This is a genomic window from Nonomuraea sp. JJY05 (genome assembly GCF_043496855.1).
Lineage (GTDB): Bacteria > Actinomycetota > Actinomycetes > Streptosporangiales > Streptosporangiaceae > Nonomuraea.
This window is the reverse complement of sequence record NZ_JBIEIS010000020.1, coordinates 19,523-32,665: the sequence shown is the minus strand read 5'-3', so window position 1 is coordinate 32,665 and position 13,143 is coordinate 19,523. Positions and strand designations below refer to the sequence as shown.

The 13,143-nt window shown below is 68.7% G+C and carries 15 protein-coding genes and 1 tRNA gene; 10 read left to right on the top strand and 6 right to left on the bottom strand.

Annotated features, from left to right (window positions below):
- Positions 1-94: 94 nt before the first annotated feature.
- Positions 95-1,027, top strand: a complete 933-nt coding sequence (locus ACFKCF_RS29870; RefSeq protein ID WP_394498592.1) for a LysR family transcriptional regulator — start codon at positions 95-97, stop codon at positions 1,025-1,027.
- Positions 1,028-1,191: 164 nt separating this feature from the next.
- Here the strand turns inward: ACFKCF_RS29870 and ACFKCF_RS29865 are convergent, their stop codons facing one another.
- Complete coding sequence (locus ACFKCF_RS29865) at positions 1,192-1,470, bottom strand: histidine phosphatase family protein (protein ID WP_394498591.1); 279 nt, start codon at positions 1,468-1,470, stop codon at positions 1,192-1,194.
- Positions 1,471-1,698: 228 nt separating this feature from the next.
- On the opposite strand from ACFKCF_RS29865, the gene ACFKCF_RS29860 reads away from it, so the two are divergent.
- Positions 1,699-1,772 (top strand) — tRNA-Ile (locus ACFKCF_RS29860).
- Between the two features lie 437 nt (positions 1,773-2,209).
- Here the strand turns inward: ACFKCF_RS29860 and ACFKCF_RS29855 are convergent.
- The 4 genes from ACFKCF_RS29855 to ACFKCF_RS29840 all read right to left on the bottom strand — a co-directional run bounded on the left by ACFKCF_RS29855 (position 2,210) and on the right by ACFKCF_RS29840 (position 5,151).
- Positions 2,210-2,554, bottom strand: coding sequence for a tyrosine-type recombinase/integrase (locus ACFKCF_RS29855; RefSeq protein WP_394498590.1), 345 nt, complete (start codon positions 2,552-2,554; stop codon positions 2,210-2,212).
- Positions 2,555-2,861: 307 nt separating this feature from the next.
- Entirely contained in the window at positions 2,862-3,185 is a 324-nt protein-coding gene (locus tag ACFKCF_RS29850; RefSeq protein ID WP_394498589.1) for an STAS domain-containing protein, read from the bottom strand.
- A gap of 292 nt (positions 3,186-3,477) precedes the next feature.
- The gene (locus ACFKCF_RS29845) at positions 3,478-3,912 is read right to left on the bottom strand and encodes a DUF5994 family protein (protein ID WP_394498588.1); all 435 of its coding nucleotides are present in this window, start codon (positions 3,910-3,912) and stop codon (positions 3,478-3,480) included.
- A gap of 813 nt (positions 3,913-4,725) precedes the next feature.
- Positions 4,726-5,151 (bottom strand): hypothetical protein, encoded by a 426-nt coding sequence (locus tag ACFKCF_RS29840; protein WP_394498587.1) that lies wholly within the window; start codon positions 5,149-5,151, stop codon positions 4,726-4,728.
- A 338-nt stretch (positions 5,152-5,489) separates the two neighbouring features.
- Between ACFKCF_RS29840 and ACFKCF_RS29835 the strand changes: the two genes are divergently transcribed.
- Entirely contained in the window at positions 5,490-6,281 is a 792-nt protein-coding gene (locus tag ACFKCF_RS29835) for an ANTAR domain-containing protein (protein ID WP_394498586.1), read from the top strand.
- 27 nt (positions 6,282-6,308) lie between these two features.
- Here the strand turns inward: ACFKCF_RS29835 and ACFKCF_RS29830 are convergent, their stop codons facing one another.
- Positions 6,309-6,728 (bottom strand): ATP-binding protein, encoded by a 420-nt coding sequence (locus tag ACFKCF_RS29830; protein ID WP_394498585.1) that lies wholly within the window; start codon positions 6,726-6,728, stop codon positions 6,309-6,311.
- A gap of 636 nt (positions 6,729-7,364) precedes the next feature.
- Here ACFKCF_RS29830 and ACFKCF_RS29825 point away from each other — a divergent pair.
- From ACFKCF_RS29825 to ACFKCF_RS29795, 7 genes are all read left to right on the top strand, one after another.
- A complete protein-coding gene (locus ACFKCF_RS29825; RefSeq protein ID WP_394498584.1) occupies positions 7,365-8,213 on the top strand; it encodes an alpha/beta hydrolase in 849 nt (282 codons plus the stop codon).
- A gap of 218 nt (positions 8,214-8,431) precedes the next feature.
- Positions 8,432-8,743, top strand: coding sequence for a UBP-type zinc finger domain-containing protein (locus ACFKCF_RS29820; RefSeq protein WP_394498583.1), 312 nt, complete (start codon positions 8,432-8,434; stop codon positions 8,741-8,743).
- A gap of 10 nt (positions 8,744-8,753) precedes the next feature.
- Positions 8,754-9,059 carry a hypothetical protein gene (locus tag ACFKCF_RS29815; protein ID WP_394498582.1) on the top strand — a complete coding sequence of 102 codons (306 nt, stop codon included), beginning with the start codon at positions 8,754-8,756 and terminating at the stop codon, positions 9,057-9,059.
- Positions 9,060-9,073: 14 nt separating this feature from the next.
- Positions 9,074-9,313, top strand: coding sequence for a hypothetical protein (locus tag ACFKCF_RS29810; RefSeq protein WP_394498581.1), 240 nt, complete (start codon positions 9,074-9,076; stop codon positions 9,311-9,313).
- Between the two features lie 186 nt (positions 9,314-9,499).
- On the top strand, positions 9,500-10,639 hold the full coding sequence (locus ACFKCF_RS29805) for a glycosyltransferase (protein WP_394498580.1): 1,140 nt from the start codon (positions 9,500-9,502) through the stop codon (positions 10,637-10,639).
- A complete protein-coding gene (locus ACFKCF_RS29800) occupies positions 10,636-11,640 on the top strand; it encodes a glycosyltransferase (RefSeq protein WP_394498579.1) in 1,005 nt (334 codons plus the stop codon). Before ACFKCF_RS29805 ends, ACFKCF_RS29800 begins: the two co-directional genes overlap by 4 nt.
- Positions 11,637-13,112 carry a glycoside hydrolase family 130 protein gene (locus tag ACFKCF_RS29795; protein ID WP_394498578.1) on the top strand — a complete coding sequence of 492 codons (1,476 nt, stop codon included), beginning with the start codon at positions 11,637-11,639 and terminating at the stop codon, positions 13,110-13,112. Before ACFKCF_RS29800 ends, ACFKCF_RS29795 begins: the two co-directional genes overlap by 4 nt.
- Positions 13,113-13,143: the final 31 nt, after the last annotated feature.

The following is a 13,143-nucleotide window of genomic DNA, read 5'->3' as shown; positions in this document are numbered from 1 at the left end:
GGCTTCCCCTACCCCAGAGACCCCCGACAATATCTGTCACATTTCCTGACATATGGGCATTGTTTGTAAGAGATCGCCGCCTTACGGTCCCCTTATGGACCTCGAGCTCAGGCACCTCAGGATCGTCCGTGCGGTCGCGGACGCGGGAAGTGTGAGCAAGGCCGCATCTCAGCTGGGGCTGGCTCAGCCGGCCCTGACCGCCCAGCTCAAGCGCATCGAGCGGGTGCTCGGCGGCACGCTGTTCGAGCGCGACAGGCATGGCGCGAGACCCACCAGGCTGGGCGAGCTCGTGCTCTCCAGGGCACGAGTGCTGCTCCCCGCGGCGCAGGAACTGCAGGAGGAAGCCGTGCGTTTCGCCGCCGCCCCCTCCCCCGGATTCCGCATCGGCGCCACCAACGGCCCCATACTGGGCGGCCTGGTCGACCGGCTCGCCGCGGAAGGCGCGGTCAGCACGTACACCTCCTGGTCGGCCCACGAGCTGACCAGCATGGTCGAGCTGGGCCGCCTCGACTACGTGCTGACCGGCGCCTGCGGCGACTCCGGCACCCCCACCGGCGCGCTCATGTGGGAGACGATCAGCCTCGACCCCGTGTTCTGCCTGGTCGGCGAGGACCATCCGGCGGCCAAGGAGAAGGAGGTGGAGCTCGCCGACCTCGCCGGCGAGCAGTGGGCGGTGACGCCCGGCGACGGCTGCTTCGCCGACTGCTTCGCCACGGCGTGCGCGCGGGCGGGGTTCACCCCGGGCACGATCTACGAGACCGACGTCTCAACCTGCACCCACCTCGCCCAGGTCGGCCGCGCGGTCGTGCTCTGCCAGGCCACCCACCAGCCCGCCCAGGGCCTGGCCATGGTGCCGTTCGCCGGCGCACCACTGCGCTGGCGCCAGCTCCTCGGCCACCACCCCACCGCCCCCAAGGCCGACTGGGTGGTGACACAGGCCAAACAGGCCCACATGGACGCCGTACGCCGAAGCCCGATCTACCACGACTGGCTGGTCCGCAACCCCGGCTACGGCACCGCCCCGTAACCCCTGCCCCGCGCCCCGCGCCCCGAAAATCATCATCCGCCCCGGAATCCGCCCCCACCCTCGGACCCGAAACCACATTGCCCCGGGGAGGGCACCCACCCTCCCCACAACCTCAGCCCACCCGGCCACGGCGTATCGAATGCCGGCTCCGCAACGCCGCCACCTCACTGACCGGCCGCCCGTTGTAGATGCCGTAGTCGCACTCCTGAGCCGCCGATCGAGCCTGATCTCCTGCCACTGCCCGCAAAGGCGATCTCCGCCGTCTCCACGGCCCGCCACAGATCGGAGGCGTGAACGACATCCACCGCCTTCCGCCGCGCCCCCACCTCCACAGCCAGGGCCCGCCCCCGCGCAGACAGCTCACCGGGTAACCACCCGGTGGCGATGCCGTTCTCGTTGTCCACGGTGATGGAGTGAGCCTCGCAAACCAGCGTCACGGCCACGCCCAGACGCTAACGCCCCTCGATCCCGTACGACTCCGCTTCGAGCGAAGACCCCGAATATGATCGACCGAGGCTCCAACAACACCGCCGGGCATGGAATGATATCCGCGGAGACCCGTCTCCCGTTCGGCCGGACACCACGACCGCATCCGATGCTCTAGCCTTAGCATGCGCAGGAGCTCGGCACGGTCCTCCGACATCCCGCCGCACGCCACACAACTTAATCCAGGGGCGGTAGCTCAGCCGGTCAGAGCATCGGACTCATAATCCGTGGGTCGTGGGTTCAAGTCCCACCCGCCCTACTCTTCAATACCGCGTTCGACCTGGGGTTTCTCGGTTCTCGCCGGTCTCCAGAATCGTTGTTGATCATGAATGGTTGCTCGGCGGTTGCTCTAGTGTGCGCACCGTGTATCGCGGTAGATCGTTTAGGCGATCACTGTCAACTCAGACCTCAGTGACGACCATCAGAAGACCAAGATAGAAGGTCTGCGCAGCGTCGCCGCTCAACGGTCGCCTTATGGACGGTCAAGCGTCGTCCAAGCTGGCCCGTCTTGCCCACCAGGCCGCTCGTGACCAGCAGATAAAAGATCCGCTGCTTCTCACAGCGATCCTCTCGGCCCGTTTACAGCGCAGGCCAGGGATCGATTTACTGCACCGTCTACGCGAATGCCGTGGATAAAGACGCAGACCCGCCGAGGATCGGCGGGCCTGCTGGATGCGGGTGGTTCAGGTGGTGGCGTCACCGATCTCGGGCGGTAGCGTGATCAGCCGGGGCCGCCCGAGCTCCCCCGGCTGCGGTGTTGACGAGGGCAGCGGTGGATTCCGCTGCGGCCCGGGCCACCTCGGGATAGACGCTTGTATAGGTGTCGCGAGTGAAGGTGGACGAGACGTGGCCGAGGGTCTCCTGCACGACCTTCAGATCGACCCCGGCAGCGAGCATCAGCGAGGCAGCCCCATGGCGGAGGTCGTGCAGCCGCACCGGCGGCAGCCCCACCTGGAAGGCCAGCAAGTAGAACTGGTCGCTGACCTGCTGCGGATGCAGCGGCCGGCCGATCTCGTCGGTGAAGACGAACCCGCTGTCCATCCACGCCTCGCCCGCGGCAACCGCTCGGCGGCTTGGCGCTTGCGATGCGCGCGCAGCGCGGTGACGGTGTCCTCATCCAACGCAATAATGCGGTCGCTGGCGAGCCTTTCCCCTTGAACGTGGACACCTTGGAGACTGGATCTTGAGGTCCAGGGGAAGAGATGTCCCTGATGGTGATGAAGAACTACCCGCCCGAGTTCAAGGCTCCCAGGTCACAGCATGAAACCGAGTTTCGAGCGGGACACCCTCAGATGACCTGCCGTCATGGGGCATTTGGGCGGGGGTCGCGGGTGGTCGGCATGCCGGATCAGGCCACGACCGGGAAGCGGCGGTCCAGCCCGGTGATGCGCAGCAGCCGGGCCACGCGCGGCGGAACGCCGGTCAGGGCCAGCGTGATGCCCCGTGCCCGGGCACGGCTTTGCACGCCGATCATCACACCCAACCCGCCGGCCCCGCAGAAGGTGACCTGGGACAGGTCCAGGACGAGCAGGTCGGTGCTGTAGTCGAGAGTGCTGAGCAGCCGCTGGCGCAGGCGGGCTGTGGTGAAGATGTCGATGTCCCCCGACAGATGCACGAGAGTCGGTGCCGAGGCCGTCGCCCCGCCGAGCGGGGCGGTGTCGATGACAGCCATGGAAGGTCTCCTCACTGGAGAAGCTGAAAGGCGATGAGATGCCTGCCGGCCGGAGATCGGTCCGCCGCCAGAACGGGCGGTGCCTGAACCGCTCAATCCGGCCGGCAGGCGGCACGTGGGTGACCTCACGCCGGTGCTGACGCTCGGTTGTCTGAGCCGGTCGTCTCCTGCACGATGACCGATCCGCCCTCGTTCTCCCAGCAGGCGGGGCTGTCGACGGTCGCCGAGCGGAAGTCGGGGCGGAACGCGGGGTCGGGTGGCAGGCTCGCCAGGGTGAGGATGGCGTCGGTAGTCAGGCCGGCGGTGTCCTGGGCGGTGAGCTTGAGCGTGGCCTCGGCGGCGCCGGCGGCGGTGTCGGGTGGATGATCAGCAGGACGACCGGCTCGCCGGCGGCGAAGATGAGAGTGATCACGCGCGGGTCGGTGTGGCGGAACCAGCCGATGCGGACCTGCCGCCCGCGTGCCGGGATGCGGCGTGGGATGCTCTGCCACACGTCCCGATGCACGCCGATGCGGAGCGTGACCCGATCAAGCAGCCGATCGACGGCGGCGATGAGATTGGGCAGCTCGGCGGCCGCGTCGCAGGAGGACGGCCACCAGGCCCCGTCCACCACGGCTCGCCGGTCCAGCACCGGGTGGAGACTGAGCCGTGGCGCGGAATCGACCCGAGGGATCGCCGATGAGACGGGACTGAGCGGTGTGCGTTGAGAAAGAAGTGTCGGCGTCATGGTCGCCTGACCTGTCCGGGCCCCTTCGAAGGAGCCGGTAGTGGTGGTTCGCCGTGGGCGACGCCGACCTGAGTGCCAACGCTCGAAAAGTCCTCGGTGTTTTCACTCTACCTTGTACTTCCGGAATTTGAGCGGGTGACTTCCGGAAACACGCCCTCAGAGATCACGCAACCGGCCGAATCAACTTCCGGAAACACAAGCCGGTCGCGGGCCGTCCCGCTCCCGCCCCCGCGCCCTGACGCCCGGCGCACCCGCCGCCACCTCCGCCACGTCCAGCTCACCGCATCCCCGCGCGACAAGGCCATCGCCCTGCTGCCCTACTACGCGGGCCTGCGCATCTCCGAAGTCGTCGGCCTCGACCTGGCCGGCCTGCGTCTCTCAGCCCGCAAGCGCGAACTACGCATCCGCGGCACAAGCCGGGAAGGAAGCTCCTTTGGACGCTCTCATCACCGACCACTGACAACCCGGCCAGCGATGCCGCCGGTAGCCGTACCCTCACCACATCGAGGCCCCGAGGGGCCGCCTCCCACCAGTGAGTATCAGCCCCGGAGCCGACGGACGCCGCTGCCGTCATCCGCCGGCTCCTGCAGGCCCTAACTGTCCTGCGCTATGCCGTCCTGATCGCCCGCCGGCGAGCAGCCCGGGATACAGGCCCTCGCCACGCCCGCATGGCCATGGACGCCGCGGCCGACGTCATCTTCTGGGACTTCTTACATCGCCTTCGCCCCGCGGGCGCCGTGGGCGCTGCTCATCGGACCCGGCGCCGCGGAACGGTGGTGAGAATGGGTCAGAGCCTCACAGCGCGGAGGCGGGTCACACCAGCAGGAACTGTTCGCTGGTCAGCACGGACACGATCTGGAAGTTGCCGTTGTACATGACAGCGTTGTAGTGGAACAGGTGATTTTGCACGCCGGCCGCGGGGACGGGGATGCTGAAGGCGTGCACCAGTACGAAGTCCAGGCCGACGTTGGTGAACGGCGGCGAGGAGAACTTCTGGGCCGGGACCGCGGGGTCCAGGGCCGTGACGGCGGTACCGGTGGTGTCGTCCAGGCTCGTGATCAGCAGGGTGTAGGGCGCGTTGTCGATGACGTTGTTGCCCGCTTCGATCTCCACGACCAGGTCGTAGGCGGTGGCCGGCGGCTTGCCCGCCACGTCGGGAGCGTTCGGTGTCGGGTCGCTGACCTTGTTGCCGGTCTGGGTCGTGTAGATCCTTGCGATTCTGGCGTCCTGGGAGTTCATGAGTGGCCTCCACGGCCATGTCGAGGAACGAACGGGTAGGGCCCGGTGGGCCTGCCCAAGAGCCACCATCCGCACGGGACCGCTTCGTTCTCGCGCCGAAACCTTCCAGCACCTGCGTCGCCCTGAGGGATCGATTGGGCACAGACGCAAGGTCCTGACGCCTGCGTCACAAGCGATAGCTGTGACACTCACCTCAGAGGTACACCCACCCCGACGACTCCACAACCCCGCCCCGCGCGACAATGCTGTGCGGTCTGCGCCGGCAGACCTTCGGTCGAAAAAACGCCGAGCTGATGCGCATCTCCTCAAGCGCCTGGGAGCCGCGTAGTCTGCCGAGGATGGAGAGCGCTCTGTCCCGAGGCCCGGAACGGCAGCTGGCTGAGGCGTTCATCGGGCTGGCCGACACACTGGTGACCGGGTTCGACATCATCGACTTCATGCATACCCTGGCCGAGCAATGCGTCAGCGTGATCGGTGTCGACGCCGCCGGCGTGCTGGTGGCCGATCCGGCGGGTCGACTCCAGCTGATGGGCGCTTCCAGCGAACAGAGCCGGGTCCTGGAGTTGTTCCAGCTGCAGAGCGACGAGGGGCCGTGCCTCGGCTGCTTCGAATCGGGCCTGGCGGTGCACTGCGCCGATCTGGCGGCAGCCGATGCCGCCCGAGCGTGGCCGCGCTTCACCCAGCGGGCCCACCTGGTCGGCTACCGCGCGGTCAGCGCGCTGCCGATGCGGCTGCGTGGCCAGATCATCGGCGCGATGAATCTGTTCCGGGCGGCACCCGGCGAGCTGGATGCCGGAACCGCGACGCTGGCCCAGGCCCTGGCCGACATCGCCACCATCGGGCTGCTGCAGGAACGGGCCATCCGCCAAGCACAGGTGCTGACCGAGCAGCTGCAGCATGCGCTGAACAGCCGCGTGATCATCGAGCAGGCCAAGGGCATCGTGAGCGAACGCCACGCGCTGCCCATGGACCAGGCGTTCACCGCGTTACGCCAGCACGCCCGCAGTCACAACCAGAACCTGACCGAGCTCGCGCATGCCATCGTGGCCCGCGCCATCGAGCCCGACCTGCGGCCCCGCGGCTCGGGCGGCACCTCCGCAGCCGATCGTCGGCACCCGCCACAGCAGTGACGCCAGAAGAAGAGTGCCGGCACTCCCCTACGCGATGATCTTCGCGAGCCTGACCACGGTACCCTCCTCGCCGCTCTCGAAGCTGACCCCGTCACTCAGCTGAGTGATCAGCCACAAGCCACGCCCGCCGACCCCCTCATGTCCGGGCATTCGTGATTGATCCAGACATCCCGCCGGAATGCCCGGCCCCTTGTCGCTGATCTCGCAGCACAACAATCGGCCGGCCCGCCACAGCCGCACCCAGCCGGACCCGCCGCCGTGACCGACCACGTTGACCACACCCTCGTGCACCGCCAGCACGAAATCGTCATGGTCGCCGCCCCTCAACCCTTGATGCCGGGCATGAGCAGCCAGAGCACGCCGCAGAGTGGCGACATCGCCCGGACCGAAGCTCCACGCCATCACTGGCCGGCTGGGGTTACCCCCGGCCACCACCCCGTCAGTCATGTCACACCACTAGATCACCGGCGACCAGATGCGGGCCAGGCCGAGGGATCTGACGCACCACGACCAGCCGCATCCGCGCCGACGCGCTGACTGAGCAGGGTGGCCTCGGCACCTCCTCCCCACAGGTGATGCGGCCACCTCTTACGGCCTGGATCGCCGCACTGGAAGCGGGTGCCGCCGCATCCGGTTCGGAGGAAACCCGGTGGAGGGGGAATCTGCGCGCCTCGGACATCATGGCCCTCATCGTTTCGCCCGCGAGCGTTCACGGGCAGATGGTGACCACCGGGGTCCGGGGCAGTCTGACTGTGTCTACCATTACCCGCAAGCTGCCCAGCAAACCGCGCATAATCACTCAAATCCCCTACCGCTCAGTCAGGCGACCACAACGATCCGGCTACCTCCCAGTCGCCTCTGGACCGGGACGCGCGCAGGTCCTTCACCGGTGCTGTGACGGGAGATCGCTCCCTGTCCGCCACGACCTCCGCCGCTTGTGCCGTCCGGTCTCCATGTGTGCGGGAAGCGGTCATCAGTTTGGGAGATGAGCTGGGCGCGAATTGCCCGTTTCCGCCGACTGCCTGCTCCTGTGCTGTGAAGACGGATGGATGCACTCGACCCCGACCCCGCAGGAGGCACTTCATGGCCGGACCGGAGAACACAGAGATCAAGCCTCCTATCGTCCTCATCCATGGGCTGTGGCTGACCCCGCGCGCCTGGGAGCGCTGGATCGAGCGCTACACCCAGCTCGGCCACCAGGTTCTCGCCCCGGCCTGGCCGGGGATGGAGATCGAGGTCGAAGCCCTGCGCAAGAACCCGGAGGTGATGAACGGCCTGGGCGTCACCGAAGTGGCCGACTTCTACGAGACGGTCATCCGCGAGCAGGCTCGGCCACCCGTCATCGTCGGCCACTCCTTCGGCGGTCTGATCACGCAGATCCTCCTGGATCGCGGTCTCGGCGTCGCCGGCGTCGCGATCCACCCCGCCCCGATCCAGGGCGTGCTGCGACTGCCACTCAGCAGCCTGCGTTCGGCCTTCCCGGTGCTGTCCAATCCCGTCAACCGCTCCAGGACCGTGGCGCTGAGCGCCGAACAGTTCCACTACGCGTTCGCCAACACCCTGACCGCGCAGGAGTCGGAGGAGATCTACCAGCGCTACCATGTGCCCGCCCCCGGCCGTCCGCTGTTCCAGGCCGCCACCGCCAACCTCCGACGGCATCCTGCCACCAGGGTCGATGTGCGCAACGACACCCGCGCCCCGCTGCTGTTGATCGCCGGTGGCGCCGACCATACCGTCCCCGTCACGCTGGTTCGTGCGACCTACCAGCGCTACCGCAAGTCCCGTGCGGTCACCGACTACCAGGAGTTCGCCCGGATGCCGCATTTCGCCCTCGGCGCTCCCCAGTGGGAACGCGTCGCCGACCACGTCGTCCGCTGGGCCGAGCGGCACGCCGGGAGACACGCCCGGCGGACCGCGCGAGACACGCAGTAGCCGGGGACTCCCCTCACCGGTCCGGATCTGCGGCGGTCGATGAGCGACGCCAGCGCGCCGAGCGCACGTCGGCTCACTGGACACGGCGATATCAGGCGCGATCGTCCTTGGTGATAAGGCTTGCTCGGATTGGATGTTTCCGCCGAGTCGCCGCGCACATCTACTGAGTACTGCCAGCCGGCGCAGCTTGCGTCGCTGTTGTCCGTGAGGGGGTCGCGATGACCCTGGACGCAGGGGGAACGAACACGACCGCGCACGCCGGCCTCAATGGTCAGGCGCCGCGTTGCAATCACATCAACCAGCTCTCAGCTGTGGAGTACGGACCACCCGAATGCAAGGACTGTCTGGCTCTCGGCCGGACCTGGGCGCGCCTGCTGGTGTGCCTGACCTGTGGGTGGGTCGCCTGCTCCGACGATGCGCGGGGCGGCCACGCCCGCGCCCACTATCAGGAAACCGACCACCCGGTCGTCGCCGCCCTGGAGCCGGGATCGACCCGGCGATGGTGCTACGTACACGAGCGGTTGGTGTGAGAGAGACAAAATGACCCTTTCTGAACAGCCGGTGAAAGATCGGCAGAACTACGACGGCGCGTCGCCGTTCCCCGGGGCGGAGGAGCACCTTCCGGTCGGCGGAGCTCAGATGGGGCTGACGGCGGCGATCGTGGTGCTGCCGTTCATCGCGCTCGGCGTCGCGGTATTCCTGGCATGGGGGCAGGGAATCGTGCTCACCGATCTGCTGCTGGCCGCGATCCTCTACGTGGTGACCGGGCTCGGGGTGACGGTCGGCTTGCCTCGGCTGCTCACCCACGGTTCCTTCGCCGCCCCGCCCTGGCTTCGCGTCACCTGACGGTCGCCGGGTCGATGAGCTTCCAGGGCAACCTCATCGGCTGGGTCGCCATCCACCGCCGCCACCACGCCTTCACCGACCGGCCCGGCGACCCCCACTCCCCCACCGGTACGGCACCGGCCCGCGCGGGCAGCTGGAGCCCGCGCGACCAGCGCCGGGAGATCCAGCAGTCGCCGGCCTCGACGACCAGTCCTCCTGATACACGGAGAGACAGCGCCCCCTCCAGCCGCACCTCCCGCGAAGTCGGCGACTGATAGTGTCAGGTAGCCGCAGACCACCGCTATCGGTTGAGGGTCGCGACCGCCGGGCCCCCGTATGAGGGCGGGCCCCCGGTGAAGGCTCCGGGTTCCACCGCACAGGCAGACGGGGTAGCCGTCTTCACCGAGCGAGCCGCATCGGCATCCATTCCAGTGCGGCCGGATGACCGAAAGGCATGGCAGTTGGCCCTCACATACGGCTTTCTCAGCACTCACCCACCCACCCAGTGCGGGCTCGCGACCTTCAACTCCGCCCTGGCCGCCCATCTCACCGGGGATGGCCTCTTCGGCGGGATCGTCCGTGTCACCGCGGAAGGCGACGACGAACGGCCGCAGCCGGGGGTCGTCCACACCTGGACTCCCAGCAGCCCCGGCGGCTGGCGGGCCGCAGGCGCCGCTCTCGAGGACTTCGACGTGGCCATCGTGCAGCACGAGTACGGCATCTACCCCGGTGCGGACGGCCAGGACGTCCTGCCGCTGCTGCGTTGCCTCGCCGTACCGAGCGTCGTGGTCCTGCACACCGTCCTGGCCGCGCCCACTCCCCGGCAGAAAGCCCTGCTCGAGGAGATCGGGGCCACCGCCGGCGCGATCGTGACCATGACCTGCACCGCTCGTGACCGGTTGACGGCCGGCTACCAGGTGGACGCCGGCAAGGTCTTCGTCATACCGCACGGAGCCGCCGACCACCTGCGGGTCCCGGCTCGGCGTCGTTCCCGTCCGCACCTGCTCACCTGGGGACTGCTCGGACCCGGCAAAGGCATCGAGTGGGCGTTGCGCGCGCTCGCGCTCCTGGGCGGTCTCGACCCGTCACCGACCTACACGATCGCCGGAAAGACCCACCCCAAGGTGCTGGAGCTCCAGGGCGAGGCCTACCGCGAAGGCCTGCATGAGCTCGCCGCTCGGCTCGGGATGTCCACGGCCGTACGCCACGACCCCGTCTACCGGGATCAGGACTCGCTGAGCCGGCTGATCCGCTCGGCGGACGTCGTCGTGTTGCCTTATGACTCGGCGGAGCAGGTCACGTCCGGTGTCCTCATCGAGGCCGTGGCCGCGGGCGTGCCGGTCGTCGCCACCACCTTCCCGCACGCTGTGGAGCTGCTCACGGGCGGTCCAGGACTGCTGGTTCCCCACGGCGACCCCGCCGCTCTCGCCTCCGCCGTACGCCGTGTCCTCACGCGACCCGGGCTGGCCGACGATCTCACCGTACGTACCCGCGCCCTGATCCCGACCCTGCTGTGGCCCGCGGTCGCAGCCCGATACGAGAGCCTCGTCCGGTCTCTCCGCGCGAAGCGGCCGACCGCGACGACCGCGATGCTGCCGTGAGCGCCACCGCTCCCGGTTTCAAGCACCTGCTGCGGCTGAGCGACGGCACCGGCCTGTTCGAGCATGCCCGGGGCGCCGTCGCCCTGCGCCATCACGGTTACTGCACCGACGACGTCGCCCGCGGGCTGGTCATCGCCAGCCGGGAACCGGTCCGCGCCCACCGGCTGATCCGGCTGGTCGAGTGCTACCTGGCCTTCCTCACCAACGCTCAGGATCGTTCCGGTGCCTTCCGCAACCGGCTCTCCTTCGACCGGCGGTGGCGTGACGGGCCGGGCGTCGGCGACTGGTGGGGCCGGGCGATGTGGGGTCTGGGCACCGCGGCGGCCCGCAACTCCGCTCCGTGGATCCGGAAGGAGGCTCTGCACGCCTTCACTCTCGGGGCCGAACAGCGCTCCCCCCATCCGCGCGCCATGGCCTTCGCCGGGCTTGGCGCGGCGGAGGTCCTACGCGCCAGCCCGGACAGCACCGCGGCCGCCGCCCTGCTGATGGACGCCGTGGAGGCGATCGGCGCGCCCTCCGAGAACCCCTCCTGGCCGTGGCCACAGCCGTCTCTGACGTACGCCAACGCCGCCCTCGCCGAAGTGATCATCGCGGCCGGAGACCTGAGCGGTGATCGGCAGCTGCTCAGCAGCGGCCTGCGCATGCTCGCGTGGCTGTGTGACATCCAGACGAGGCACGACCGGCTATCGGTCGTGCCCGTCGCCGGCTGGCGGCAGGACGCGCCGCGGTCCCGCTACGACCAGCAGCCGATCGAGGTGGCCGCGCTCGCCGACGCCTGCGCCACTGCCGGACTCGTGACCGCCGACCCCGCGTGGCAGGAGAAGGTACGCCGGTCGGTGGCGTGGTTCCAGGGGGCCAACGACGTCGGCGTTCCGATGTGGGACCCGGCGACCGGCGGAGGATACGACGGCCTGACCGAGCACGGTCCGAACCTCAACCAGGGCGCGGAGTCGGCCATCGCGCTGATCTCCACCATGCAGCATGCCAGGTGGCTCTCATGACCAGCGAGGATCTGACCACCCGGCTCGGCCCGACGCTCTCTCCCGACCCGCGAAGAGTGATCATCAAGCTCTTCGTGCCCGGCGAGGACGCCGCGCTCACCCGCACCCGGGCCGCCGCGCTGATCGACCGCATCATGCTCCTCGACCACGACCAGACGACCGGAATGCTCCAGCGGACGCTGCAGCGCTTCGGCGGCCGGCACCATGACCTCGAAGCGACGTTCGCCCATCACCACGACCTGGTCCGCCATCGCGTCCCCCGCGACGTCGACCTGTCCCTGCCGGCCCAGCTCCTCGTGGGTGCCTACTTCAGTCACGAGTACGCCGTGGAGGCCGCGGCGGTGTGCAATCCCTCGATGGTTCCGCACCCCGACCAGTCCGGTCTGCGCCCCGGACAGCTCCGCACGGCGATCAGCCTGCGGCAGATCGGCGAGGGACACCTGTCATCCATCGGTTTCGCCACGGTACTGCTCGGGCCCGGCTCCGAGCTGGCCATCGCCGACCGCTCGGGAACATTGTCCGTCGGACGCCGGCACCCGGCCCACCATCGGCGCGACCTGCTCGCCGCCGGGCTCTCCGACAACGCCTGGGACAACGAAGTGACGGCCAGCATGCTGCGATTGCTGCCGGAACGTTTCGAAGACGACGGCTTCGAATACGCGATCGCCCAGCTCCCCGCCGATCTGCTCACCCGTACCACCACGCAGCAAACCCTGGAAGAGATGCGCCGCGCGACGCGCTCCGAGTACGCCGTGGCTTTCCCCACCGATCTCCCTCTTCACCGGCGAGTCCTCTGGCCGGCGACCCCGGCCGAGTGCAACGGCATGGAGGACGCGCGATTCGTGCGAATCGTCGACGAGGGCGGCAGGCCGTCGTACCGGGCCACCTACACCGCCTACGACGGGCAGCACATCCGCTCGCACCTGATCACCAGCGACGACCTGCGCCATTTCGAGATCACTCCCATGCGCGGCCCCGCCGCCGTCAACAAGGGCATGGCCCTGTTCCCGAGACCGGTCGGCGGACGCAGTCTGGCGCTGTGCCGTTCCGACGGCGAGACCATCGGTCTCACGACGCTCGACCGGCACAACAGATGGCAACGGCCGGTACCCCTGCACACACCGTGCCGGGACTGGGAACTCATCCAGGTGGGCAACTGCGGATCCCCCATCGAGACCAGCTTCGGCTGGCTCGTCCTGACCCACGGGGTCGGCCCCGTGCGCGACTACGCCATCGGCGCCCTGCTGCTCGACTCCCATCAACCACACCGTGTCATCGCCGAACTCCCAGGCCCGCTCCTCACCGCCGACGGCGCCGAACGCGAAGGCTACGTGCCCAACGTCGTGTACTCCTGCGGCGGCCTGCTCCACGATGGCGCCGTGTGGCTCCCCTACGGGGCGAGCGACACCCGCGTCGGATTCGCCCGTGTGCCGCTCGATCCCCTCATCAAGGCGATGCGTCGACCACGGTGACGGATGACCCGCCAGAGGTCACTTTCCGGCG

Coding starts and splice junctions, on each gene's coding strand:
- ACFKCF_RS29870 (WP_394498592.1), top strand. CDS start 95: ATGGACCTCGAGCTCAGGCACCTCAGGATCGTCCGTGCGGTCGCGGAC.
- ACFKCF_RS29830 (WP_394498585.1), bottom strand. CDS start 6,728: ATGACTGACGGGGTGGTGGCCGGGGGTAACCCCAGCCGGCCAGTGATG.
- ACFKCF_RS29840 (WP_394498587.1), bottom strand. CDS start 5,151: ATGAACTCCCAGGACGCCAGAATCGCAAGGATCTACACGACCCAGACC.
- ACFKCF_RS29850 (WP_394498589.1), bottom strand. CDS start 3,185: ATGGCTGTCATCGACACCGCCCCGCTCGGCGGGGCGACGGCCTCGGCA.
- ACFKCF_RS29835 (WP_394498586.1), top strand. CDS start 5,490: ATGGAGAGCGCTCTGTCCCGAGGCCCGGAACGGCAGCTGGCTGAGGCG.
- ACFKCF_RS29845 (WP_394498588.1), bottom strand. CDS start 3,912: ATGACGCCGACACTTCTTTCTCAACGCACACCGCTCAGTCCCGTCTCA.
- ACFKCF_RS29855 (WP_394498590.1), bottom strand. CDS start 2,554: ATGGACAGCGGGTTCGTCTTCACCGACGAGATCGGCCGGCCGCTGCAT.
- ACFKCF_RS29815 (WP_394498582.1), top strand. CDS start 8,754: ATGACCCTTTCTGAACAGCCGGTGAAAGATCGGCAGAACTACGACGGC.
- ACFKCF_RS29825 (WP_394498584.1), top strand. CDS start 7,365: ATGGCCGGACCGGAGAACACAGAGATCAAGCCTCCTATCGTCCTCATC.
- ACFKCF_RS29820 (WP_394498583.1), top strand. CDS start 8,432: ATGACCCTGGACGCAGGGGGAACGAACACGACCGCGCACGCCGGCCTC.
- ACFKCF_RS29810 (WP_394498581.1), top strand. CDS start 9,074: ATGAGCTTCCAGGGCAACCTCATCGGCTGGGTCGCCATCCACCGCCGC.
- ACFKCF_RS29795 (WP_394498578.1), top strand. CDS start 11,637: ATGACCAGCGAGGATCTGACCACCCGGCTCGGCCCGACGCTCTCTCCC.